At 36.2% G+C, this 25,258-nt stretch carries 25 protein-coding genes; 12 read left to right on the forward strand and 13 right to left on the reverse strand.

Going from position 1 to position 25,258, the window contains the following annotated elements:
* Positions 1 to 8 precede the first annotated feature (8 nt).
* Complete coding sequence (locus tag ACU8YW_RS06090; protein ID WP_000854346.1) at positions 9 to 1,052, forward strand: ABC transporter ATP-binding protein; 1,044 nt, start codon at positions 9 to 11, stop codon at positions 1,050 to 1,052.
* On the forward strand, positions 1,045 to 1,980 hold the full coding sequence (gene oppF, locus ACU8YW_RS06095) for an oligopeptide ABC transporter ATP-binding protein OppF (protein WP_000166340.1): 936 nt from the start codon (positions 1,045 to 1,047) through the stop codon (positions 1,978 to 1,980). Before ACU8YW_RS06090 ends, oppF begins: the two co-directional genes overlap by 8 nt.
* A 144-nt stretch (positions 1,981 to 2,124) precedes the next feature.
* On the opposite strand, the gene ACU8YW_RS06100 is transcribed toward oppF, so the two are convergent.
* Positions 2,125 to 3,570, reverse strand: coding sequence for an MATE family efflux transporter (locus ACU8YW_RS06100; protein ID WP_426933916.1), 1,446 nt, complete (start codon positions 3,568 to 3,570; stop codon positions 2,125 to 2,127).
* A 352-nt stretch (positions 3,571 to 3,922) separates the two neighbouring features.
* Between ACU8YW_RS06100 and ACU8YW_RS06105 the strand changes: the two genes are divergently transcribed.
* Complete coding sequence (locus ACU8YW_RS06105) at positions 3,923 to 5,569, forward strand: peptide ABC transporter substrate-binding protein (protein ID WP_088062468.1); 1,647 nt, start codon at positions 3,923 to 3,925, stop codon at positions 5,567 to 5,569.
* Between the two features lie 28 nt (positions 5,570 to 5,597).
* Here ACU8YW_RS06105 and ACU8YW_RS06110 read toward each other — a convergent pair whose 3' ends face one another.
* A complete protein-coding gene (locus ACU8YW_RS06110) occupies positions 5,598 to 5,801 on the reverse strand; it encodes a hypothetical protein (protein ID WP_000559978.1) in 204 nt (67 codons plus the stop codon).
* Positions 5,802 to 6,395: 594 nt separating this feature from the next.
* Here ACU8YW_RS06110 and spx point away from each other — a divergent pair.
* The gene (spx, locus tag ACU8YW_RS06115) at positions 6,396 to 6,791 is read left to right on the forward strand and encodes a transcriptional regulator Spx (protein ID WP_000258267.1); all 396 of its coding nucleotides are present in this window, start codon (positions 6,396 to 6,398) and stop codon (positions 6,789 to 6,791) included.
* A 49-nt stretch (positions 6,792 to 6,840) separates the two neighbouring features.
* Here the strand turns inward: spx and ACU8YW_RS06120 are convergent, their stop codons facing one another.
* Positions 6,841 to 7,515: a TerC family protein gene (locus ACU8YW_RS06120; RefSeq protein ID WP_060489329.1), complete on the reverse strand. Its 675-nt coding sequence runs from the start codon at positions 7,513 to 7,515 to the stop codon at positions 6,841 to 6,843.
* Positions 7,516 to 7,857: 342 nt separating this feature from the next.
* Here ACU8YW_RS06120 and mecA point away from each other — a divergent pair, with 342 nt between their 5' ends.
* The 4 genes from mecA (at position 7,858) to pepF (ending at position 13,360) form a co-directional block, all read left to right on the forward strand.
* The gene (gene mecA / locus ACU8YW_RS06125) at positions 7,858 to 8,541 is read left to right on the forward strand and encodes an adaptor protein MecA (protein ID WP_000350711.1); all 684 of its coding nucleotides are present in this window, start codon (positions 7,858 to 7,860) and stop codon (positions 8,539 to 8,541) included.
* A 72-nt stretch (positions 8,542 to 8,613) separates the two neighbouring features.
* Positions 8,614 to 10,158: a cardiolipin synthase gene (gene cls / locus ACU8YW_RS06130; protein WP_000799209.1), complete on the forward strand. Its 1,545-nt coding sequence runs from the start codon at positions 8,614 to 8,616 to the stop codon at positions 10,156 to 10,158.
* 80 nt (positions 10,159 to 10,238) lie between these two features.
* The gene (locus ACU8YW_RS06135; RefSeq protein ID WP_097906724.1) at positions 10,239 to 11,483 is read left to right on the forward strand and encodes a competence protein CoiA; all 1,245 of its coding nucleotides are present in this window, start codon (positions 10,239 to 10,241) and stop codon (positions 11,481 to 11,483) included.
* A gap of 50 nt (positions 11,484 to 11,533) precedes the next feature.
* Positions 11,534 to 13,360, forward strand: a complete 1,827-nt coding sequence (pepF, locus tag ACU8YW_RS06140) for an oligoendopeptidase F (RefSeq protein WP_087984733.1) — start codon at positions 11,534 to 11,536, stop codon at positions 13,358 to 13,360.
* A gap of 129 nt (positions 13,361 to 13,489) precedes the next feature.
* Here the strand turns inward: pepF and ACU8YW_RS06145 are convergent, their stop codons facing one another.
* The 4 genes from ACU8YW_RS06145 to ACU8YW_RS06160 form a co-directional block, all read right to left on the reverse strand.
* Entirely contained in the window at positions 13,490 to 13,663 is a 174-nt protein-coding gene (locus ACU8YW_RS06145; RefSeq protein ID WP_046957017.1) for a hypothetical protein, read from the reverse strand.
* A gap of 230 nt (positions 13,664 to 13,893) precedes the next feature.
* Entirely contained in the window at positions 13,894 to 14,787 is an 894-nt protein-coding gene (locus ACU8YW_RS06150) for a ClpXP adapter SpxH family protein (protein WP_000360671.1), read from the reverse strand.
* Positions 14,787 to 15,185 (reverse strand): globin domain-containing protein, encoded by a 399-nt coding sequence (locus ACU8YW_RS06155; protein ID WP_000043382.1) that lies wholly within the window; start codon positions 15,183 to 15,185, stop codon positions 14,787 to 14,789. The genes ACU8YW_RS06150 and ACU8YW_RS06155 overlap by 1 nt, the downstream gene beginning before the upstream one ends.
* A gap of 180 nt (positions 15,186 to 15,365) precedes the next feature.
* A complete protein-coding gene (locus tag ACU8YW_RS06160) occupies positions 15,366 to 15,944 on the reverse strand; it encodes a CYTH domain-containing protein (RefSeq protein ID WP_048545155.1) in 579 nt (192 codons plus the stop codon).
* A 146-nt stretch (positions 15,945 to 16,090) separates the two neighbouring features.
* Here ACU8YW_RS06160 and ACU8YW_RS06165 point away from each other — a divergent pair, with 146 nt between their 5' ends.
* Genes ACU8YW_RS06165 through ACU8YW_RS06180 form a run of 4 tightly spaced genes read left to right on the forward strand, consistent with a single transcriptional unit; the run spans position 16,091 to position 18,856 of the window.
* The gene (locus ACU8YW_RS06165; RefSeq protein ID WP_001179996.1) at positions 16,091 to 16,462 is read left to right on the forward strand and encodes a UPF0738 family protein; all 372 of its coding nucleotides are present in this window, start codon (positions 16,091 to 16,093) and stop codon (positions 16,460 to 16,462) included.
* A 30-nt stretch (positions 16,463 to 16,492) separates the two neighbouring features.
* On the forward strand, positions 16,493 to 17,131 hold the full coding sequence (yjbM, locus tag ACU8YW_RS06170) for a GTP diphosphokinase (RefSeq protein WP_001081480.1): 639 nt from the start codon (positions 16,493 to 16,495) through the stop codon (positions 17,129 to 17,131).
* Positions 17,132 to 17,149: 18 nt separating this feature from the next.
* Positions 17,150 to 17,947, forward strand: a complete 798-nt coding sequence (locus tag ACU8YW_RS06175) for an NAD kinase (protein WP_000673190.1) — start codon at positions 17,150 to 17,152, stop codon at positions 17,945 to 17,947.
* A gap of 15 nt (positions 17,948 to 17,962) precedes the next feature.
* Positions 17,963 to 18,856, forward strand: coding sequence for an RluA family pseudouridine synthase (locus tag ACU8YW_RS06180; protein ID WP_001079117.1), 894 nt, complete (start codon positions 17,963 to 17,965; stop codon positions 18,854 to 18,856).
* Between the two features lie 48 nt (positions 18,857 to 18,904).
* On the opposite strand, the gene ACU8YW_RS06185 is transcribed toward ACU8YW_RS06180, so the two are convergent.
* The 6 genes from ACU8YW_RS06185 to ACU8YW_RS06210 all read right to left on the reverse strand — a co-directional run bounded on the left by ACU8YW_RS06185 (position 18,905) and on the right by ACU8YW_RS06210 (position 25,258).
* Positions 18,905 to 20,293, reverse strand: a complete 1,389-nt coding sequence (locus tag ACU8YW_RS06185; RefSeq protein ID WP_088121626.1) for a peptidase G2 autoproteolytic cleavage domain-containing protein — start codon at positions 20,291 to 20,293, stop codon at positions 18,905 to 18,907.
* Positions 20,294 to 20,448: 155 nt separating this feature from the next.
* Positions 20,449 to 21,189, reverse strand: a complete 741-nt coding sequence (gene prpE / locus ACU8YW_RS06190; RefSeq protein WP_426933915.1) for a bis(5'-nucleosyl)-tetraphosphatase PrpE — start codon at positions 21,187 to 21,189, stop codon at positions 20,449 to 20,451.
* A gap of 74 nt (positions 21,190 to 21,263) precedes the next feature.
* Positions 21,264 to 22,424, reverse strand: coding sequence for an FtsW/RodA/SpoVE family cell cycle protein (locus ACU8YW_RS06195; RefSeq protein ID WP_088062475.1), 1,161 nt, complete (start codon positions 22,422 to 22,424; stop codon positions 21,264 to 21,266).
* 146 nt (positions 22,425 to 22,570) lie between these two features.
* Positions 22,571 to 23,506 (reverse strand): glycosyltransferase family 2 protein, encoded by a 936-nt coding sequence (locus ACU8YW_RS06200; RefSeq protein ID WP_088608369.1) that lies wholly within the window; start codon positions 23,504 to 23,506, stop codon positions 22,571 to 22,573.
* Between the two features lie 6 nt (positions 23,507 to 23,512).
* A complete protein-coding gene (locus ACU8YW_RS06205; RefSeq protein WP_088121629.1) occupies positions 23,513 to 24,271 on the reverse strand; it encodes a class I SAM-dependent methyltransferase in 759 nt (252 codons plus the stop codon).
* A gap of 141 nt (positions 24,272 to 24,412) precedes the next feature.
* On the reverse strand, positions 24,413 to 25,258 hold the full coding sequence (locus tag ACU8YW_RS06210; protein ID WP_088062481.1) for a TylF/MycF family methyltransferase: 846 nt from the start codon (positions 25,256 to 25,258) through the stop codon (positions 24,413 to 24,415).

A 25,258-nucleotide genomic window follows, 5' to 3' on the forward strand; every position in this document is an offset into this window, starting at 1 on the left:
AAGTAAAAATGAAAACATTGCTAGAGGTAAAAGATTTGCAAGTCTCCTTTGATACACATGCAGGTGAAGTACAAGCTGTACGCGGTGTTACTTTTGATTTAAAAAAAGGAGAAACATTAGCGATTGTAGGAGAATCTGGTTCTGGTAAATCAGTTACTTCTAAAGCGTTAATGGGATTAATTCCGAATCCTCCAGGGCGTATTAAAAACGGTGAAATCGTATTTGAAGGTCGTGACTTAACGAAACTGACAGAAAAAGAAATGCAGCAAGTGCGCGGGAAAGATATCGCGATGATTTTCCAAGATCCAATGACATCATTAAATCCAACGATGACAATTGGGAATCAAATTATGGAAGGTCTTATTAAACACCAAGGGATGAGTAAAGCAGACGCACGTAAAGTTGCGTTAGAATTAATCGACCTTGTAGGTATTCCGAATCCAGAAGCGCGTTTAAAACAATATCCTCACCAATTCTCAGGTGGTATGAGACAGCGTGTAGTTATTGCGATGGCGTTAGCTTGTAACCCGAAATTATTAATTGCCGATGAGCCGACAACAGCGCTAGACGTTACAATTCAGGCGCAAATTTTAGAGCTTATGAAGGACATTCAGCAAAAAACAGAAGCGGCAATCATTTTCATTACACATGACTTAGGTGTAGTGGCAAACGTTGCGGACCGCGTAGCAGTTATGTACGCAGGTAAAGTTGTTGAAATTGGAACGGTTGATGAAATTTTCTACAATCCAAAACATCCATACACTTGGGGCTTAATCGCATCTATGCCAAGTTTAGATGGTTCAGAAGAAGAGTTATACGCAATCCCTGGAACGCCTCCAGATTTATTAAAGCCGCCAAAGGGAGATGCTTTTGCACCACGTAATCCACAGGCATTGAAAATTGATTTTGAAATGGACCCACCTTTATTTAAAGTAAGTGATACACACTATGCGGCAACTTGGTTACTTCACGAGCAAGCTCCAGAAGTAAAACCACCGGCAGTCGTTGAAAAACGCATTCTTCAAATGAAAGCAGGTGAACAACATGACTAAACAACGTGAGAAATTAATTGAAGTAAAAAATGTAAAACAGCACTTCGACGTGAGTGGTGGTGTTGTCAAAGCGGTTAATGATATTTCATTTGATATTTACCGCGGAGAAACATTTGGTCTTGTAGGAGAATCAGGTTGTGGTAAATCGACAACTGGAAGAACGATTATTCGTTTATATGATGCAACTGCTGGTGAAGTGTTGTTCGATGGTGAAAATGTACATGGTAAAAAATCACGTGCAGAGCTGAAGAAATTCAACCGTAAAATGCAAATGATTTTCCAAGATCCATATGCATCATTAAACCCTCGTATGACAGTAGGGGATATTATTGCAGAAGGTATTGATATTCACGGACTAGCAAAAGGCAAAAAAGAGCGTATGGACCGTGTTCATGAATTATTAATCACAGTTGGTTTAAATAAAGAGCACGCAAACCGTTTCCCGCATGAATTCTCAGGTGGACAACGTCAACGTATCGGTATCGCTCGCGCACTTGCTGTAGAGCCTGAATTTATCATTGCCGATGAGCCAATCTCAGCACTTGACGTATCAATCCAGGCGCAAGTTGTAAACTTACTGAAAAAGTTACAAAAGGAAAAAGGTTTAACATACTTATTCATTGCCCATGATTTATCGATGGTAAAATACATTAGTGATCGCATCGGCGTAATGTACCGTGGTCAAATCGTTGAGCTAACAACAAGTGAAGAGTTATATGCGAATCCAATTCATCCATATACGAAATCACTATTATCAGCAATTCCGCTTCCAGATCCAGATTATGAGCGCAATCGTAAACGTATCGTATACGATCCATCTCAGCATGATTATGCTAGTGAAGCACCAACAATGCGTGAAATTCGCCCAGGACATTTCGTATTATGTTCTGAAGCAGAGTATAAGAAATATAAAGAGATTTATCAATAATAAAAAAGCCAATCTTCCGTTAAGAAGATTGGCTTTTTTCTACTATATAATAGATTTGTCAACATTTCTCGGTAAGTCGATATATTTAAAGAATCGCAGATATAAGTTTCCTTTACGAATGACTACACCTTAATTAAACGAGTGTTACTGTGCTTGAACAGAAACAATTTCCTCTTGTTCTTCAGGTTTAACGAGTGCATAACGTTCCCACGCCCTACTTTTCCAGCGGAAGAACATAATAATGGCACGTGTCCATTCATCAATAGCAATCGCTAACCAAATACCAACGAGCCCCATATCTAAATGGAAGGCGAAAAAGTAACCGAGTGGTAAACTCATTAACACCATAGAGAATGCTCCGATCAAAACTGGGTACTTTGCATCACCAGCTGCGCGAAGTGAATTGATAATGACGATATTCATCGTACGTCCCGTTTCAAGTAGCACACTTAGTAAAAGAACTGACGCACCTAACGTAATAATGTGCGGATTATCTGTAAATAGTCCCATTAATTGTGTACGGAATGTAACGACGAGAGCGACCATACATAAAGTGACGCCAATTGCCCATTTTACACTTTTCCATACGCGTTCATACGCTTCATCTTTTTCACCACCGCCAACGAGGCGTCCGATAATAATGGCTGTTCCCATACCGATCGCAATCGCGAATAAATAAGTGAACATAGAAATGTTCGTAGCGTATTGTCTAGCCGCTAATGATTCCGTTCCTAAGTATGTTGCATAGTATAAGAAGACAATTTGGCAAGCTTGATACATAACCTGCTCAAATGCAGATGGAATCCCGATTTTTAAAATTTTTCCGATGTATTCCTTTGATAAGGTGAAGTAATATTGTAATTTCACACGGTATTCCATAACGCGGTACAGTAACCAGAAGAAAACGATAAGTGCGATAAGTCGGCTGACAGCAGAAGAAATGGCAGCCCCTTGTACACCGAGTTCTGGGAAACCAAATTTCCCGAAAATGAGTACGTAGTTTCCAGCGATATGAATAAAATTCATTCCAAGTGAAATAAACATCGCTTGCTTTGTGAAGCCGTGTACGCGGATAATTGCGGCTAATGAATTAATAATAGCTTGAAGGAAAATAGCGCCTCCGACGATGGATAAATAGTTTTGCGCATACATGAGTACATCGCCTTGTAAGTTCATTGCCATCATCATATGTTTTGAAAATAAAAGAAAACCAGCGCTTATAATGAGTCCGACCACTAAATTTAATGTGACGGCTAAAGCTGATATTTTAGATGCTTCCATAAAACGTTTGGAACCGAGGTATTGAGATACGACGATAGCTGCGCCGTTCCCGATGACTTCTAGTACCAAAATAGCGATATGGAGATATTGATTCGCTGCACCAACCCCAGATACAGCATCGTCTGATAATGCACTTAACATGAAAGTATCAGCGATCCCCATTAACATAAATAGAAAAACTTCTAGAAAAATAGGCCATGTTAATAAGAATAAACTTAATTTCTCTGTCGGCCCGTTTTTTGCCTGAATTGCTGCCATGTCCGTCCCCTCTTTACCGATATCTATTTTTAGCAAGGTGTATCGTAACATACTTTCTTATCCTTTGCACTCATTTTAACCTACATATCTTTATTATGAAGGGAGCGCTATTTTATGATAAAAAGAAAAGGATAATTATGCGAAAAGTATTATGGGATATAAAATTTATTTTTCTCTGATAATTTAGAAAAATATAAAAACATTCATTTTCAACACTTTAGTAAGGATAATCAGCAAAATGAAACGTTTACAAAGGTTTATTTTTTAACAGAAAATTTTAATAAAATAGAAATATAAATATACAAAAAATATATTTGTGTGTATAATATGAATTGTTAGAACATATATATATTTCTTTTTGTTTGAAAATGAAAGGGCTAACATTTTTGTGGAGGGTGGAAGTATGAAAAAAAAGATGCCAGTTTTTGTAGTATCAACAGTAGCGATGAGCATGATGTTAGGGGCATGTAGCTACCAAAAAGATGAACCGCAAGCGAACGCAAAAGGGGATAGCGGGAAAAGCGGTGCGAAGCAAGTTATTAATCTAATTGAAACGCAAGAAATTCCAACGATGGATCCAGCGTTATCAGCTGATGCGGTTTCTTCAAGAGTAATGACTAATACGATGGAAGGCTTATACAGTTTAGGAAAAGATGATAAGCTAGTTCCTGGTGTAGCGAAGGAATTCCAAAAGTCAGAAGACGGTAAAAAATATACATTTAAATTACGTGAAGACGCAAAATGGTCAAATGGTGAGCCTGTGACGGCGAAAGATTTCGTATACGCATGGCAAAGAGCAATTAACCCAGATACAGCTGCGAAATCAGCGTACATTATGTATGATATAAAAAATGCAGAGAAAATTAATAAAAAAGAGATGAGTCCGGATCAATTAGGTGTAAAAGCGATTGATGATCATACATTAGAAGTGGAATTAGACAATTCAATTCCATACCTTGTAGATTTAATGGTATATCCAATCTTCTATCCTGTGAATGAAAAGTTTGTAAAAGAACAAGGTACGAAGTTTGGTTTGGAAGCGAATACAACACTTTATAACGGACCATTTACATTAAGTGATTGGCAACATGAACGTAGCTTTAAAATGACAAAGAGTGCGTCATATTGGGACAATAAAGAAGTGAAGATTGAGGAAGTAAACTTTAATATTGTTAAAGATACGTCTACACCAATTAATTTATATGAAACAAACGCAGTCGATCGAGCGACGTTATTAGCGGAGTTCATCGATAAATATAAAGGAAAACCAGATTTCCAAACAGTAGAAGATACATCTGTATTCTTCCTTCGTTTAAATCAAAAAGATCCAGCGTTAGCAAATAAAAATATTCGTAAAGCAATTTCACTTGCTTTTGAACGTAAACCGTTCGTTGATACATTATTAAATAACGGTTCTAAGCCAGCCACAGGATTAATTCCTGATAATTTCATTAAAGGGCCGGATAAAAAAGACTTCCGTGCTGTAAATGGAGATATTGTAAAACCAAACGTGAAAGAAGCGAAGAAATATTGGGAAGCTGGTAAAAAAGAGCTTGGTAAAAATGAAATTGAATTAGAGCTATTAAATGAAGATGTTGAATTATCGAAGAAAACAGGTGAATATTTAAAAGGTGAGTTAGAAAAGAATTTACCAGGTTTAACAGTGAAAATTAAACAACAACCATTTGCGCAAAAACTAAAACTAGAAGATGCAGGCGATTTTGTCATGTCATTCTCTGGATGGAGTGCAGACTTCCCAGATCCAGTTACATACCTTGATATGTTTGTGACGGACGGATCGCAAAATAAAATGAAATACTCTAATCCGAAATATGATGAAATTATCATGAAAGCGAAGAAAGATGGAAGTGATGTAAATGCCCGTTGGAAAAACTTACTAGAAGCAGAGAAAATGTTACTTGATGACGCTGCGATTGTTCCAGTATATCAACGTGGTAGAGCATATATACAAAGAGAATCAATTAAAAATATGTACAACCATAAATATGGCGGTGATTTAAGCTTTAAATGGGCGTCAGTAGAGAAATAAGAAAAAAGCAGGTGATTGCCTGCTTTTTTTAATACGTACGTTTCTTATAAATACCTTTCCCACCAACTTGGTTCCAGCCGGATTGTACATCCAAACTTTTATTAACAAACTTCATCTTTTCTTTACCGCCAAAGAGTTTTTCACCAATGCTATTTGTAATGACACCAATCAATGCTGTGATTCCGATGATGAGGGCAGCAACAGTGACAAAATCAATAAAAAAAGCAATCATTTGCAAATTCCCCCTTTGCCTGTCTGTATGTTTATTGTATGAGATAAAAGATAAAAAAGAAAGAAATGTCAGAAAAATTATTGATTTATTTTAGAAATCGTATAGACATGGATGAGGATGTTTGTTAAAATGAGAACAAATGTTCCTTTAGATTCTCACTTGTATAGTCTTACATTTCTTAATTGATTTATGAAGAAAAGGTAAGAAAACGTTCTCTTTTTCATAGAGAAGATTATGGGGAAATAACTGTATATCACATGAAAAATCTATGACAAGCCAGTATTAAGAGGGTTGAAGGTTATTGTTAAATTACAGCTGAAGTGAGTGTGATCATGTTACATAGCAGTGGAATACACGGAAGAGTTTTCTCAATTAGAAGGAAATTTACTGTATATTTCTTGCAAAATCTATTGTATAATGATTATAGAAGTTACTTATTAAAAGTAATTGTTGTTTGCTCAAAGTTGTTGCTTACATGAAATGAGATTTTTTGCACTTTGTTATAAGACAAGGTATCGTAAAAAATTGCTGAATTTAGAAATTTAAACTGTAATTAGTACAGAATTTGTACTCTTTAAGGAGAGTGAGCTTTGTATGGTAACATTATATAGTTCTCCAAGCTGTACGTCTTGTAGAAAGGCGAAATTATGGCTAGAGGAAAATCATATTCCTTATACAGAACGTAATATTTTCTCAGATCCATTAACGATTGAGGAAATTAAAGAGATTTTACGTATGACAGAAAGCGGAACGGATGAGATTATTTCTACTCGTTCGAAAGTTTTCCAAGAATTAAATGTAAACTTAGAGTCTTTACCACTTCAAGATTTATATAAGATGATTCGTGACTATCCAGGGATTTTACGTCGTCCAATTATGATTGACGAGAAGCGCCTTCAAGTAGGTTACAATGAAGACGAAATCCGCCGTTTCTTACCACGTACAGTAAGAACGTTTCAATTACGTGAAGCACAGCGTCTTGTAAATTAATTATAATAATATGAAAACCTTCTACCTATTATATAGTAGAAGGTTTTTTTTAATGTTTCACATTTCGTAATCGAACTTGTTGCACGATAATACCGATGCATAGAACAGTGAAAATGAATAAGAAAGGCATGTTTGTGGTGAAATTTGGATTATTATGAAAGAACGTTGCAAGCCTGTCTTCATGTGTAACCATTTTTCCTGCTGTATAGGCGAGAATCGCTGCTCCGCAATAAATGAGGAATGGAAAGCGTTCCATAAGTATTAAAATAAGTTTGCTGCCCCAAATAATAATCGGGATAGAAATGAGTAAGCCGATTATTACGAGTAAAAATCTTCCGTGAGCTGCACCTGCAATGGCAATAACGTTGTCAAACCCCATAACGAGATCTGCGAATACAATTGTACGCACAGCTTGAAATAAAGTTGTTTTCCCCTGAATAGCAGAAAGATCGTTGCTATTATCAGTTAGTAAATTTACTGCAATTAATGTAAGTAAAACGCCCCCGATAAGTTGTAGAAATGGAATGTCGAGTAAATAGACAGCTAGTATAGTAAGGATAATTCTTAGAACGATTGCTAAAAGAGTACCAATCAAAATGGCTTTATTTCGTTTCGATTCAGGTAAATTTCGGCTAGCTAGTGCGATGACGATTGCGTTGTCACCACCTAATACAACATCGATACCGACAATCATTAGTACAGATGTTAAAAACTCTAAGTCCATTCGTCTGCCTCCATTTATAATGTTTTAATAAGCGAACTGTATGTATGTGGTGAAGAGAGAGACTAAATCACCTTCTCTAATAAAAGTTTCACTTTATTACAGTGTACGGGGGAGGGTGGAAATGTATGTCCAAATTTTTCATGAGTGAGAAATCGCTATAATGATATATTTGTGTAGATGGTCGAATAAAGATAGGCATATAACTATTTTTGTAAAATAAATCGATTTTATTTCCATTCTGGAGAATCTTATCATAAAATGAGAGTACAAGAATCTATTGATTTGTCATATGAGTGGGGAATCCCTTCATAACAATTCTAAGCAGGAAGGGAGAGTTGTATTTTGGATATTGAAAGAATTAATGACCATACGATGAAATTTTTTATTACGTACATTGATATAGAGGATAGAGGGTTTAATCGTGAAGAAATTTGGTATGACCGCGAACGAAGTGAAGAGCTCTTTTGGGAGATGATGGACGAAGCTCGTGATCATGATGATTTCTTTATTGATGGACCGTTATGGATTCAAGTGCAAGCAGTCGATAAAGGGATTGAAGTACTTGTAACGAAAGCAGAGCTTTCAAAGGATGGACAAAAGCTAGAACTACCAATAGGTGTAGATAAAATTATAGACATTCCTCTAGATGAAGGCATTGAATCATTATTCCAGCAAGAATTAGTGGAAGAGGTAGAGGAACAAGCAGGAACAAACTTTAACGAAGATGGTACGTTTGGATTTTTAATTAAATTTAATGATTTTGAAGATGTCATTTCATTAAGCCACCGTCTTATCTTTGAAGATATAAAAGATGAGCTGTATTCATTTGAGAACCGCTATTATGTATATGTGGAATTCGATGAAGTGCTACATGATGAAGAAGAAATTGATCGTATTTTAAGTATTGTTTTAGAATACGGAGAAGAATCAACTTTAACAATTCATCGTGTAAGTGAGTATGGGAAACAAATTGTGAAAGAGCATGCGCTTGAAACAATTCGCAATAATTTTCCTGCTAAAACGTAGGCCGATTTCTGTAGTATGAAATCGGCTTTTTATATGAAGAATAGGAAAGCTTTCTTAGTAAGGAGGTAAGAGATGAAAAATACGTTAAAGTTGATTTTCTTTGTTTTACTATTGTTCGCGTTATTTGTTTCGTTACGTATGTTTATTGATGTAGCATTTTATTCGGATGTAATTGGTATAAAAGATGTTTCGATTTTAGGTATTATTAGTATTTTATTTACGGTATCTGCATTTTTAATTGGCTGCGTTATTTTCTTAGAGAACCGTCATCCGTCTAAAACACTTACATGGCTCATTGTGTTAGGCATTTTTCCGGTATTTGGATTCTTCGCTTATTTATTATTTGGACAGAACTTTCGGAGGAAGAGAATGTTCCAAAAGAAGGCGTTGCTCGATGAACAAGCATTTTTACAATATAAAGGGCATGAAGATTACGAAGAACGGATTTTGCGCAATCATAAGCACCAAGAGCTGTTATTTCGTTTAGCGGACCGCTTAGGCGCTTTAAATATTTCATTTCAAACTGAAACGAGAACATTAACAAATGGAGATGAAACGTTTCAGGCTATTTTAGATGGATTAAAACGAGCGAAACACCACATTCATATGGAATATTACATTGTGCGTGATGATAAGCTTGGAACAGAAATTAAAGATATTTTAATACAGAAATCAAAAGAAGGTGTTGTCGTTCGTTTTTTATATGATGCGGTTGGAAGTTTTAGATTATCGAATTCATATATTGAAGAATTGAATGATGCAGGAGTAGAAATGATTCCGTTTTTCCCTGTGCGCTTTCCGATTTTAAACGATAAGATTAATTATCGAAACCACCGGAAAATCGTTATTATTGATGGAAATGAAGGATTTGTCGGTGGATTAAATATTGGTGATGAATATTTAGGGAAGGATAAATATTTCGGTTTTTGGCGAGACACGCATTTATATTTGCGTGGTGAAGCTGTTCAAAGCTTGCAACTTATTTTCCTTCAAGATTGGTTTTATATGACTGGTGAGGCTGTGCTGGCCCCTGAATATTTACAAGCGAAAGCAGTTGAGGGTGATCATTGGGGAGGCGTACAGCTCGTTGCAGGTGGACCAGATAATAAATGGGAAACAATTAAACATTTATACTTTGCCATGATTTCATCTGCACGGAAATCAATTTGGATTGCGACGCCGTATTTCATTCCAGATGATGATATTTTATCCGCATTAAAGGTAGCTGCACTTGCTGGTATTGATGTCCGTTTGTTAATGCCGAGTAAGCCTGATAAGCGCACCGTCTTTTACGCATCGAGATCGTACTTCCCAGAGCTTTTAGATGCAGGGGTAAAGATATATGAATACGAAAAAGGCTTTCTTCATAGTAAAGTTGTCATTGTCGATTCTGATTTAGCTTCAATTGGGACTGCTAATATGGATATGAGAAGTTTTCATTTGAACTTTGAAGTAAATGCCTTTTTATATGATACAGACAGCATTCGAAAACTTGTTCAAGATTATAAAGAGGATATAGAAGAATCAAGTGAAATTCATGTCGATCGTTTTCATAAAAGGCGTCTTCATAGACGAATTGTTGAATCGACGTATCGATTATTATCACCTTTATTATAAAAAGAGATGTCCGAAATTGGGACATCTCTTTTTTAAAAGGAATTTGTAATAAATTGTAGAATATAAGGAGCTGAAAGGGTGTGATTCCGATGTTTATCGCCACAAGAGAAAACGGAGAAAAAATCCATCTACTCTATCATCATGATGAAGAGCTTTTACATCGTATGCGTAAAAAGGAAAGCTTCTTTTGCATAGCTTGCGGGAAGGAAGTGCAAATGAAATTAGGGAAACAAAAAAGTTGGCATTTTGCTCATAAGAAAATGGACGCGTGTCTTGCCTTTTATGAAGCAGAATCTATGTATCATATGCACGGTAAAGAATTGTTATATAGGTGGTTCAAACGTCAAAACTTTCCTGTGTATATAGAGCACTATCTTCCAGAAATTCAGCAACGACCAGATATTTTCATAGAGAGAGCAGGGAGAACAATTGCGATTGAATACCAATGCGCCAATCTCTCTATAGAGCAGCTGTACAAACGAACCTATTCGTATTGGCGAGCTGGTATACAGGTCATTTGGATCATTGGTGGAAATCAATTGAAAAGGCAATCAGCATATTGGATGAAATTCTCCTCGCTTATGGCTTTCTCCTTACAATCTTATCCTCAGCCATTTCTTATTTTCTTCTGTTCGAAACAAAAATCATTTATGAAATGCGCGTTTCTCACTTCATTTTCTACAAGCGTCTCTTTCTCACATATTATCTATTTACCAACTGAAACGACTACTTTTGAAATGCTCTTTTCTCCCGTCTCTTTCCGAAAAGAAACATTAGGTGAGGAATGGAAAAAGCGAAAGAGCTATTTTCGGCAAAATGCTCTGCCGATTTGGAATTACAATCATAAGTCACTATTACGCCTTTTATATCAATGTAAATGTACCCCAGCAAATTTTCCTTCTGAAATCGGTGTGCCACTCCCGTCCTCATTTGCTTTTCAAACAAATCCATTTATATGGCAAGCTTTTCTATATATAAAATGTATAGGTGAGCTTACGGTAGGGGAATGTATTTCCCTTCAATATGTATGTAGTTATGTGAAAACGTATACGAAAAGGCGCATGCTCCCGTACTTTTCACGGCATATATGGAAAGTAGCAGTTGCTGAATATATGACATTTTTATGTTATGCAGGTGTATTGCAGAAAGTAGGGACTTATAAGTACCGGAAAAAAAGAGAAGTAGTTATGTTAAAAACAGAGGAGGAAGTTATAAAATATGATGAAATTTGCTTAACGTATGCCTTATCTTTATTTGAGGCAAAGTACAACATGAGAGAAGGAAAAGGGGATATAATAAAGACTGATCGTGAAGGAATTACATAAGAAAAATCGAATTGTATGTAAGTAGAGATATTTAAAGGAGGGCTTAAAGGATGTCTGAACAAAACACAGCAAAAACATTACCAGATCGCAAAGAGATTGAAGAATCAAGTACGTGGCGACTAGAAGATATTTTCCAAACAGATGCAGAATGGGAAAAAGAATTCCAAGCCATTAAAGAGCTATTACCGAAGTTAACTGAATTTAAAGGGAAACTTGGTGACTCTGCGAACAATTTACTTGAAGCATTGCAATATGAAGACGAAATTTCAATGCGATTAGGTAAGCTATATACATATGCGCATATGCGTTACGATCAAGATACAACAAACTCTGTGTATCAAGCATTAAATGACCGCGCAACAAATTTATATTCACAAGTATCTAGTAGCACAGCATATATTGTGCCTGAGATTTTATCGATTTCAGAAGATACACTGCAAACATTCTTGACAGAAAATAGAGACTTAAGTGTATATGAACATGCATTAGAAGAAATTACGCGTCAACGCCCGCATGTATTATCTGAAGCGGAAGAGGCTCTATTAGCAGAAGCATCTGAAGTAATGAGTGCGTCAAGTAATACATTTGGTATGTTGAATAATGCGGATTTGAAATTCCCATCTATTAAAGGTGAGGATGGAGAAGAAGTGGAAATTACACATGGTCGTTACATTCAGTTTTTAGAAAGTGATGATCGTCGTGTGCGCGAAGATGCATTCAAAGCTGTATATGAAACGTACGGGAAATATAAGAACACATTTGCAAGCACGTTAAGCGGAGCTGTGAAACGTAATAATTTCAATGCGCGTGTTCGTAAATACGATTCTGCACGTCAAGCGGCATTAAGTAATAATAATATTCCTGAAGCGGTGTATGATCAACTTGTTGAATCTGTAAATGATAATTTACACTTGCTACATCGTTACATTGATATTCGTAAGCGTGCACTAGGACTTGATGAGCTTCATATGTATGATTTATATACACCACTTGTACCAGAAGTGAAAATGAACGTGAAGTATGAAGAAGCACAAGACATGTTATTAAAGTCTTTAAACGTACTTGGTGATGAGTATGTTGACATTTTAAAAGAAGCATATGAAAATCGCTGGGTAGATGTGTATGAGAATAAAGGAAAGCGAAGCGGAGCATATTCATCTGGTGCATATGGAACAAATCCGTATATTTTAATGAACTGGCATGATAATGTAAATAATTTATATACACTTGCTCATGAGTTCGGTCATTCCGTGCATAGTTACTATACAAGAAAGACGCAGCCGCACGTATACGGTGATTATTCAATCTTCGTTGCGGAAGTAGCATCAACTTGTAATGAAGCACTTCTAAACGATTATTTATTAAAAACGACAGAAGATAAGAAAGAGCGTCTATACTTATTAAATCATTATTTAGAAGGATTCCGTGGTACTGTATTCCGTCAAACGATGTTCGCAGAGTTTGAGCATATTATTCATAAGAAAGTACAAGAAGGACATGCGGTTACGCCAGACATGTTAACGAAGATCTACTATGATTTAAATAAGAAGTATTTCGGTGATGCTTTAGTAATCGATGAAGAAATTGGTTTAGAGTGGTCGCGTATTCCGCACTTCTACTACAACTATTACGTATACCAATACGCAACAGGATTTAGTGCAGCAACGGCTTTATCTAAACAAATTTTAGAAGAGGGGCAACCAGCAGTAGAACGTTACATTAATGAGTTCTTAAAAGCAGGAAGCTCAGATTATCCAATTGAAGTGCTGAAAAAGGCTGGAGTAGATATGGCATCTCCAGAACCGGTAAAAGAAGCGCTACAAGTATTTGAAGAGAAATTAAATGAATTAGAAGCATTATTATTTGAAGAGAAGTAATTGTAAAGACGAGGAATTTACCTCGTCTTTTTTGTTTTTAATATTTTTTGTCGATATTTGTCGAAGGGATAAGGTGAATTTCTTTCTTTTTTCTAAATTAGAAGGCAGTTTTACAGGTGATTTTTGTAGTTAAAACCCTTTAAATCGTTTTTTATGGTTGAAATAAGAGAGAGCGATGACAATGACTCCAAATAAAAGAGGGAAGGCAATAATTTTAGGAAAAGCTTGTAGTAGAGAGAGGATGTACAAGAAAAAAGAAACGATGACAGCTAGTAAGATAAGTAAAATATACGTTTTTTTCATACGGAACACCTCCAAAATAGCTTTTTTATAGCTTATTCAGAAATGAAAACGTTTAGAATGTGACAAAAGTGTGAAATTCGACAAAAGGGGTTGTCATCTGACGTCGAATCTTGTAATATAATAAGCGTGAACGAATTCACATACAAACATATACCCCTTTGTTTGAACGTGAAAATTTCTCCCATCCCCTTTAATATTTTTATAAGCCGTAAAGAAAAAGACCTGGTGTTTTACACCAGGTCTTTTTCTTTTGCTATCCATTTCCAATAACGCTCACATTTTACGTCAATCATTTGTACTTTTCGTTTCAGTTGTAATTTTTTCAGTTCACGCTCGATCTCTTGCTGCGAGCAGTCATATATAAATGCTACTTCTTTTGAAGATATAAATTGCGTTGCTTCTAGTAACACTTCTAAAGGTGGTAATGGTTCTGGCTCGATTTCACATTTTACAAGTTCTTTCAATAATTGTACGTATACGTCGTAGGAATAAGTTCCAGCGATTTTAATACCTTCTTCATCTGAATTCGCATGAAAGAATACGAGAGAAGGTATTTCTGTAATGTGCATCTCATTTGTAAATTTTAAGTCACATTGGAAAGCTTTTTTTGCGCTAGCGGAATGTAGGTCTTTTTTAAATTCTTCTACATCAATATCGCTATCTCTTGCACATGCAAGTAATAATTCGCAGTCAGGGTTTGATACATTTTCAAGGAAAATGTATTCTTGGAGTTTTCGCAAAAACTTCGAACCTGCTTTTCGGCCCTGTAACTCCGCTGCCTTAATTGCCATCGAAACTAAATATGGTGTTGACGATGCTTCTTGCATATGTACCTTTCCATCACATGAAAAACCTTGTAAACTTGTTGTCTTTTCCCACACAAATCGAATATTAGCAGGTTTATTCCATTTGTGTGAGGAAGCGTTCGTTCCATCCACTTTTCCTGTTACGATATGACGAATAGAGAAGTATTTCCCGTATTCAAGCCATAGTTTAATAATAAAGGGCTCAATTTCCCAGCAATCTTTGCAAAGTGGATCAATAAATAAATATGCTTCTACAGACTTATGCTCACATGCGGAAGGAGATGGCATATTTATATGCATTGCTTCCTGCTTATCCATTACACTTCACCTGTTTCGTTTGGAGTATTAACCATATGCTGAGCAGTTAGCGCTAAACGTTCAAAAACGAACTCTCTTATATGACCGTGCACTCCTGTGTCATCCATTGCTTGCTCCATACATGATAGCCAAGCCTCTGCTCGTTTTGGAGTAATCTCAAACGGAAGATGGCGTGCTCTTAACATAGGATGACCATGTTCTTCAGTGTACAAATTAGGACCACCTAAATATTGCGTTAAAAATTGTTTCTGCTTCCTAGCGGTTTCTGTTAAATCATCCGGGAAGATGGGAGATAGGTCAGGGTGTTTACTGACATAGGAATAAAACGTGTCTACTAATATTGCAATGCATTGTTCACCGCCAATTGCTTCAAATGGTGTCATCGGTTGCTTGCTCATCCTTTATAAACTCCTTTTTCCATGAAATGTATATCTATTGTAGCAATGGAATGTTCTAGAGGGCAAATAAACAGCCTTCATAACGTTCTTTGCTTATTTTTCAAATGTAAAAGAATCTTTTCCTTTTAAAAAGTGAGATATATCCACTAGTAGAACGTATTCACTAGTGGAATTTTCACTTTAGCGTGCTTTGTTTTGTTTGGCAAGGAAAAAGCGTTTTACTTTATTATTTGTATGACGGATTGGTATGTCGTGCTGTTTTAATAAATGAATAAATGCAGCTTTTCCTGTTTCTTCATCTTGCACTTCAAATTCAATTTCATAATCATCGTGATTGTAATAGAAACTATGATCAAAGACAAGCGTTCCGCCTTCAAATAGTGTTTCGGCTCTTTCAGTTGTTAAACTACCCATATAAGTTAAAGTGGAAACAGGAATTTGTAATTTGTGTAGTTGATCCATTACAGCCCCTGGAATGATTCCGTTTGTTTCCATCATCATTCTTGCTTCGTCTTCTGTTACGACTTGATGCGTTTCTAACAAGCCGATTTCTGCAGGTTGTTTCAATGTTAATGTATAAGTTTCTCCTTTATGACGAATACGAAGTGCAGAGCCAGCTTCTTTTAACGAGAAGCCCGGTGTTTCAAAGTAGTGATTCACCTGTTTCGTAAATACCTCAATAGAGAATGATTTACATAATGTATCGAATTCTTCTTCTGTAACAATATTTTTAAATTCAATTTCAATTTCTTGTGTCATTGTATGCGCGCTCCTTTTAAAAAATAATTCTTTACACATTATCGCTTTTTCATAAATTTGGTTCAATGTTTTATTTGTTTGCGTCCATGTTATGATACAATAATACTGTTAAGTAAGACAGGAAGTTGAGATGGAGGAGTTAGAGCATGCAAAATAAAATTCAAGTTAAGAGCGTAGAAAAGAGAGAGAATGCGCTTATTTTTTGTGCGGAAAATAATGAAATAGAGGTAAAGGAGTTAAGTGCGCGTAATCACGTACTTGTAGACTCAGACAATTTATCATTTTTATATATTTTAGAAAACGAATCATCTTTCATTTATGTAAGTATTCCGCACACATGCTGGGAAGCAATGCATGAAGCGATGAATAACGATATAGTAATGTTCGTTCGTGTGAATGACGTTGAAATGGAATTAGAAAATTTAAAAGAAGAAGTAGAATATTTAGTTGAAAATATTGAAGGTAATGCAAATTACGGAGAAGAACTAGTAACTGCTGTAGAAAAAGTATTTCTATAAGCAAATGGATTGATTTTGGTGGTGGTTGAAATGAATCGAAATTGGGAAGAATTTTTAGCACCTTACCATCAAGCGGTGGCAGAGCTGAAAGTGAAACTAAAAGGAATGCGTACTCAATTTGCAATGTTAACAGAGCATTCTCCAATTGAGTTTGTAACAGGAAGGGTAAAGTCGGTTGCTAGTATTATTGATAAAGCGGAGAAGAGAAATGTACCGCTAGATCGGCTGAGAGAAGATATGCAAGACATCGCGGGCCTTCGAATGATGTGTCAATTTGTTGATGAGATTAAGCCTGTTGTAGAATATCTTCGAAAACGAAATGACTTTGAAATCGTGGAAGAACGTGATTATGTCACGCAAAAGAAAGATAGCGGCTATCGCTCTTATCACGTTGTCATTAGTTACCCCGTTCAAACGATTCAGGGAGAAAAAAAAGTATTGGTAGAAATCCAAATACGCACGTTAGCAATGAATTTTTGGGCAACAATTGAGCATTCTTTAAATTATAAATATAGTGGACGTTTTCCTGAAGATATTAAAATACGCTTGCAACGCGCAGCGGAAGCGGCGTTTTTATTAGATGAAGAAATGTCTTCTATTCGTCTTGAGATTCAAGAAGCGCAGAAAGCTTTTTCAAGAAAACAAGAAACGAAAGATTCCGAATCATAAACTAAAGGGTGTTGGGCGATGAAATTTACAATTATGTCAAAGGGAGATCAATCATCAGATACACTGGCAAGCACGATGAAAGAATACTTGCTAGATTTTGGATTTATAATGGATGAAAAGGAACCCGATATTGTAATTTCTGTTGGGGGAGATGGAACGCTTTTATATGCATTTCATCGTTATTATAATCGATTGGATGAAACAGCATTTGTTGGTGTACATACAGGGCATTTAGGTTTCTATGCAGATTGGTTACCGACAGAAGTAGAGAAATTAGTAATTGCAATTGCTAAAACACCATTCCAAGTGGTGGAATATCCGCTTTTAGAAGTGATTATTCGCTATGTGAATGGGAGTAAAGAGTCACAGTATTTGGCGATGAATGAAGCAACTGTTAAAAGTGCGGAAGGTACATTAGTAACAGAAGTGGAAATACGCGGAGAGTACTTTGAAACGTTCCGCGGGGATGGCCTTTGTATTTCTACTCCTTCGGGAAGTACTGCGTATAATAAGGCGCTTGGCGGAGCGATTATTCACCCTTCTATTGAAGCGATTCAAATTGCAGAAATGGCATCTATTAATAACCGTGTGTTTCGTACTGTAGGCTCGCCACTCGTATTGCCGAAGCATCATACATGTGTGTTGAAGCCGGCTGCGGGAATGAACTTACAAATTACGGTGGACCATTTAACGATGGTTCATCAAGATGTGAAATCAATCCAGTATCGCGTTGCAAACGAGAAAGTACGATTTGTTCGTTTCCGTCCGTTCCCGTTCTGGAAACGAGTTCGTGATTCGTTTGTTGCAGATAAATAGAAAGGGTTTATATATTTGAACAGATTTACATTGAAATGGGATATAGAATCGGCTGAAGAGGGAACTTTAGTTAGAGAATTTTTAAAAACAAAAGGGATTTCTAAAGCCGCCTTAACGGATATAAAATTTCGCGGCGGAGCTATTGAAGTAAATAATCAACATGCCAGTGTTCGTCATCAGTTGCAAGCTGGTGAAGAATTACGTGTCTTTTTTCCAGTGGAAGAAAGAAGTGAAGGGATGATTAAAGAAGATATCCCTTTATGTATTGTATATGAAGATGATGCGGTTCTTGTCATAAACAAAGAGGCGAACATGTCAACGATTCCGTCTAGAGAACATCCGGCAGGTAGTGTTGCGAATGCGCTCTTATCTCATTATGATAAGCAGCATCTTGCAAGTACGGTGCATATCGTAACAAGATTAGATCGTGATACTTCAGGGCTTATGCTTATTGCAAAAAATCGTTTCGTGCATCATCTTTTATCGAAACAGCATCAACAAAAAGCTGTGAAAAGAACATATGAAGCAATTGTTCACGGTGAGATGATAGAACGAGAAGGAACGATTGATGCACCGATTGGACGAAAATCGGATAGCATTATTGAGCGAACCGTTTGTGAAAATGGGCAAAGAGCAGTTACTCATTTTAGAGTGATGGATAGCGCCAATCATAAGACGCATGTATCACTTGAGCTTGAGACCGGAAGAACGCATCAAATTCGTGTACATATGGCTCATATAGGCCACCCGTTACTTGGTGATGATTTATATGGAGGAAGAAGAGATGTGATAAAACGTCAAGCACTTCATAGTACATCTTTGACGTTTTATCATCCTATTTTAGAGAAGGAAATGTCTTTCACTACAACGATTCCAAGCGATATGGAAGAGGTATTAAGGCATACTTAAAAAGGGAACAAAATTCTTATGTAACGAAGAATTTTGTTCCCTTTTTTCTTAGCGGAATAATATTAAAATTTGATTTTCACCCGTGCGCTTTATAACGAAAAAGCCACTTTCGGATTTTGTAGCAATGCCATCGTTATTTGGACGACAATATCCATGCGTTTCGCAAGTGCCGTCATCGCGTACTAACATTTGTCCAATTAATCCGACAGGAAGCCACTCGGTACGATCTTTTCTTGCTATATATTTGCAAGTTGGATCCCATTCTGTATTTAAAAGAGGTTGTATGTCTTGCGATTCCGTACGTACATATTGGCGTTTTCCAAAGTTATCTGTTTTATAGCGTTTTTGCCAACTTAAAGCACCGCTATTTCCTATAAGGGCGGGGGTTGCACTAGATATTCCTAAAATGAATGAATCGTTTGAAGTAGCGATCCGAATTTTTTCTTCGCTACTAAATGTAACGAAATAACCTACATCAATAAAATTATTGTCTGTTGTTTCAAACATTTGTGCAAAATCAGTTCCACTTGCATTGTAAGAAGCGCCATCAATATACATTTCCCCATTATGAGCAAGCCACTTTGCACCGATATTATGATCGGTTTCATTTGTGCCGTTTGCAATAAACCAAGAATAAGATTCTTCTGCTGTGCCGAAGCGCCCCATAATATGGCTACCTGCAAAATGAGCTGTTGATGTATGATTACCTTCCGCATGAGAAGAGAATCCGTTAGCGATAGTCGCGGTTCCTTCTGCATGTGCTGCTTCGCCTAAAGCGATTGTATGTTTACCTTCCGCATGAGAATAAGAGCCACCTGCTGTCGTTTCACTTCCTTCACTATGGGAACTATGTCCAGTTGCTTTCGTTTTTGATCCTTCCGCATGAGAGAAAGAAGCTTTTGCGTGTGTAAGAAGTCCTTCTGCATGTGAAGCTGTACCCTCTGCATTAGAGTGAAGCCCCTCTGCATGTGCATATCGTCCCCCTTTTTTTACTTTTGTATTTTCAGGTGTAGGAGTTTGAATTATGATCGTTTTTTCTGTTTGTATATCATTGGATGGTGCTAATGCTTTTCTTATTTTTTTCACTTGATTTATAATAGCAGCTGGAATTTCTGATTCTGCTTTTTTATTTATTGCTACAGGGATGTCTTCTTCTGTATTTTTCTCTGTTTGCTCAGAAGGCACAACCTGTTCAGTGTGAGTAGAGAGAGGTTTATTTTTTTGCTGCATCTTTGTTTTTCTATTATCGATTATGCGGCTCATTACAGCATTTTCTAAAGAGACATATTTTGGTTTAGCTTTGTTTTTGGGGGAAGCCCCTTGTCCGTCCGGTTCTTCTAAAGCTGCAGCTCGAATGCTGCACCAGTTGTTAATTCCGTACATGGGCAGATAAAAAGGCGGGCATTTTCTTTTTTGTTTAGAAGATTTTTTCTTCATTCTGTCACCTCCTGCGACAGTATATGCCGTGTAATTAAAAAAAGATGCACTTTATTGCATCTTTTTTTAATTACTTTACCTAGTTTTTATAGGAGAGCCGCCTAAATGATACGGTAATCCTCGTAATTTGTGAATGGTATCTGAAATAAGGATAGTTATGAAATTGGGCGAAATTTCTCAGGGACAAAAGACAGGGAGGAAGGGACGGAAACGGTCTCCATCTCAGGATAACGTAGTCCGGTTAGTTTGCCACCAAATACAGCTCCAGTGTCAATATTGACTGTATGATTTACAAAGCGAGGTTCTTTAACTGGTGTATGTCCATATACAATCCAAGCTTTTCCTTTATATTCTTGTGCCCAGTCGCGACGGACAGGAGAGCCGTCAGCATGTTTTTCTCCTGTAATATCGCCATATAATACAAAGGTTTGTACTTTTTTATCTTGTCTTCCTATGTAATCTTGCCGAATTCCAGCGTGACATACAATTAACCTTTTCTCATCGAGTACGTGATATAAAGGGGATTGCTCGTAAAGGGTGATAAATTTTTCTTTTATAATGTTTTGTTTATGAGAAGGCAGTGCTTCATATTCGGCAACAGTTGTTTCGAGTCCATGAGCGATTGTCACATTACGCCCAAGGAAAAAACGGTATAGTTTATTACAGTGATTTCCCGGAGCGTAATAAGCTACTTTTTTATTTATGACAAGTTCCCATACAATTTCAATCATACGTAATGAATGAGGGCCGCGATCTGTAATATCACCAACAAAAGCAAGCTTACGTTGGTCAGGGTGAAACGTCAGGTCACTATTCCAGTTGTATCCGAGTTTCGTCGTTAAATCTTGAAACTCTTGAAAGCATCCATGAATATCCCCTATAATGTCAAATTTCATATTTAAACCTCCACCATATTTTTCATTAGTATATCTAAAAAAGGATAGAGATAAAAATATACTGTTTTTGCTCGTCATTTAAACATAAAGATTTTCGTTCTTGAGCGAACGTTTAAAACGAAGCCAATCGCTATCATGTATGTGAGTAAGGAACTTCCTCCGTAGCTCATAAGGGGTAATGTAATTCCTGTAATAGGTAGTAATCCGATGGTCATCCCGATATTTTGAAATACTTGAAAAGTAAACATTCCGATTGTACCAGCACAGATGTAACTACCGAAAGGGTCATTACTTTCTAAAGCGATATGAATCATGCGGAAAATAAGTAGGAAAAAAAGTGAAACAATGACACTTGCGCCTAAAAAGCCGAATTGCTCAGCGACATTGGTGAAAATAAAATCCGTATGTGGTTCTGGAAAGTATACTTGTCCATTTTCCCAACCTTTTCCTTGCATTTCCCCTGATCCAGTAGCTAAGAAAGCTTGTCTTAATTGATAGCCTTGCGCATCATATTTGTATGGCGCTAACCAGCCGTAGAAGCGATTTAGTTGATATTCTTGTAAAATGTGTGCTTTAAAGAATTTTGTATGAGTAAAAAAAATATACGTTAATGTAACGCCAGCTACAAAAATACCAGAAACTAATCCGAAAATAAAACGCCAACGTATACCAGAAACTAGTATCATTGCTGCGAGCATAGCTGAAATTACCATTGTGTTTCCTAAATCAGGTTCCTTTGCAATAAGTAGTAGGGGTGGCAAACTTGTTGCACATATTTTTCCAAGTAATAAAAAATCGCTGTGTATTGTTCGGAAAAAATATTTCTCATTGTGATTTGCTATAATTCGTCCGGTGACGATAATTAAAAACAATTTCATAATTTCAGAAGGCTGGAAATTTCCGATGCCTGGAAGCCTGTACCAAGCGGTCGCACCTTTTATTGTAACGGCACCTGGTACTTGAAGTTCTAGTCCAATTAGTAGTACCAATGCAAAGCTATATAAATACCAAGCAATTTTTTGATAACGATCGAAATCGATAATCATAATAAAACCGATGGCTATAAATCCAATGAAGTACCATTGGATTTGCTTTAATACAAAATTTACATTTTGCAAAAATGGTGGTAAAGAGGCTTGTGCACTTGCAATTGCAAAGCAACTAACAGTCCCAATGGCAAATAAGATGAATAGTAATACGTAGTCTATTTGATATTGAGAATTTGGATCTTTCAATGTATGTATTCCTTTCTATCGCCTAGTAAGTATATGGATCATGTCATGATAAAAATAATATACAAGCAGACTATGCATACATTTATTCCACTATTTGTGGGAAGTCATACATCACACGGAAGGAATAGTGCCTACCGTGTGATGGACTATATTTCTCGGAGTTCTTTTGTAATGATATTTAAACAATAGGAGAGACGGGCATGTGTATCGGAAGTTGGAATGAGGTTTGGGTATAGCTGATAAAAATTCACAGCATCATCGTGCCATTCGCAAGCTTTTAACAGACTCGATTTATAACGGGTGCTATCTTGTAAGAAACCATATTTTTTGGAGGTTAAAACGAGATGTAAAAAATCTTCACAGCCTTCAAGGAATTTGTAATGTACTTGCTGTCCCGTATGAAGGCGGAATGAACTTAAGGGCTCAGTTATATACATTGCATCACCTTTTGACAGTAAACTTATCCAAGAGGCCATATCAACACTACAACCATATTTTCTACCATTTAAAGTGCCGAATGGTTCTGCTAATAGATCTTTTCGAAAGAGTACAGTCGTAGGTTCACCAATAATGTTTTGTCCCAGTATAAGCATACGGTTTCCAAAAGCTTTCCCATTTAGTAGAGTATCTTCATCATATAATTTTTTCATGGAGGGATGTTGTTCAATTATATCTCCATTATCATTAATCCAAGTGCGATAGGATGTGATAAGCGCGAGATTTTTATTTAAGTCTTGTTGGAAATAAGACATCATTTTTTCGATTTTATTATTATAAAATATATCATCGTCCATTAAGAAATTTATGTACTCTCCATTTGACTGTTCTAAGAGCATAAGGGCGTTATGAAATTGTCCTAGAGTAGAAGCATTTCGAATGTACGTTATATGTTTATGCTTATGTAAATAATGTCTGTATATTAATTTTTCTGTTTCATTATTTGTGCTATCGTCTCCTACAATAATTTCAATATTTGAATACGTTTGTGCTAATGCACTTTCTAAAGCAATTTTAAAATAATGTGGTCGATTATAGGTGGGAATAAGGATGGAAACGAGAGGCGGATTTTTAATATTATTCATATACAACTACCTTTCAGAAGTTTTTTGTGTAAGAATAATATCTTGATAACTTGTGTGTTTAGTTCTGCTACACCATGAACCATAATGAGGGGGAGTCTGTACTTCTAGCCCATACTTATTTAATAGGATACGAATATCTTCTTCAGGATAGGCAACTGCGAAGTTCGGGATATCTTTATTTAGAACATAACAATTGTCAATTTGATGATAAAAACCTAACGTACTTAGTCCTGCGTTTAAGTAATAGGAAGATTCAGGATTAATTAAAAAGAAAGTAATAAAACATCTCCCATCTTTTTTTAGAACTCGTGCAATCTCGCATACGTAATGTTCTAATTCTTTCGGAAGGAGATGGGTAAATACTGACGTTAAAAAAATAAAATCAAATGATTCATCTTCATATGGAAACTTGTATTCGGAAGCATCTTCTTTTCCTTCGGGATTGTAGAATTGATTATATATATCGACATGTTCAAAATGGAAATTGTTACGGCGTGTTGAAATGTTATTTTTGCACCATGTAATTCCCGCATTGAATAAGTCAAATCCATAATAAGTACCATCATCACTTAAATAATTCATTAATGGAACCGCCATTCGGCCGATGCCGCAGCCTATATCTAACACTGTTTCATTTGATTTTAAATTTCCAAATTCAATAAAATACTGTATAAACTCTTTTCCAACTTCTTCAAAGTCACCACCTACATATTGAACGAGTTCTGGGGGTGGAATTAATGTGATTTTTTTCTCATTTTCGTTCATACATTCACTCCGTCCTTGTAGTAAAGTAAGAGATTTTTATTGCATATATAAGTTAATCATTTATAGTGAGGGGAACTTTACATGATAGGTCCTTATGAATAAGTAGTGTGATAGAACCCCTCAAAAAAATAAAATTGTATCCTATTCTTTTCGCCAATAAATACCGAAATCATCAATTTGAGTCATAGGAGCTTTTATGTTTCTTTCACTTCTGAAATCTGTTACAGCCTCTGCGCATGTTATCAATCCATAATCATCAATAATAATAAAGCCACCTGTTGAAACTTTATCGTATAAATTTACAAGACTATCCATCGTTGATTCATACATATCACCATCAAGGCGAGCAATTGCAATTTTTTCTACCGGTGCTGAAGGCAATGTATCTTTAAACCAACCCTTTAAAAATTTCACCTGATCATTTAATAAATCATATTTTCTAAAGTTTTCTTGCACTGTTTCTAAAGAAACTCGTAAGTAATCGAATGTGTGCAAATAATCACCGTAATCTTTCGGATATTGTTCTAAGTTAGGTGCGGGCAGACCTTCAAACGAATCGGCAACCCATACAGTACGATCCTTAATGTTGTTTGCTTGTAAAAACCCATTCATAAAAATGCATGATCCTCCGCGCCATACACCAGTTTCAATAAAATCGCCTTCTATATTTTCCCTGACTACAGTTTCCATCGCCTCTTGTAATTGATTCATACGTTTTCGACCAACCATACTGTGTGCAGCTCTTGGCCAATCCTTGCCACCTTGACGCTCATCGTTTGAAACATTAGGATTAACGATTTTTAAATTGTGATTTTCTATATACTGCTTAAGAAATAAAGGAAGTGGAACCGTAACTGGTTCATATGATAGTTCTTTAGATATATGTAAAGAAGCAGGTAAGTATGGTTCGTATTCTAGCCATATTTCAAATAAAATTGTTTTCTTTAATAACTCAAGATAAAGCTGGACAGCCGATTTATTTTCCAT

Source organism: Bacillus pretiosus, assembly GCF_052947655.1.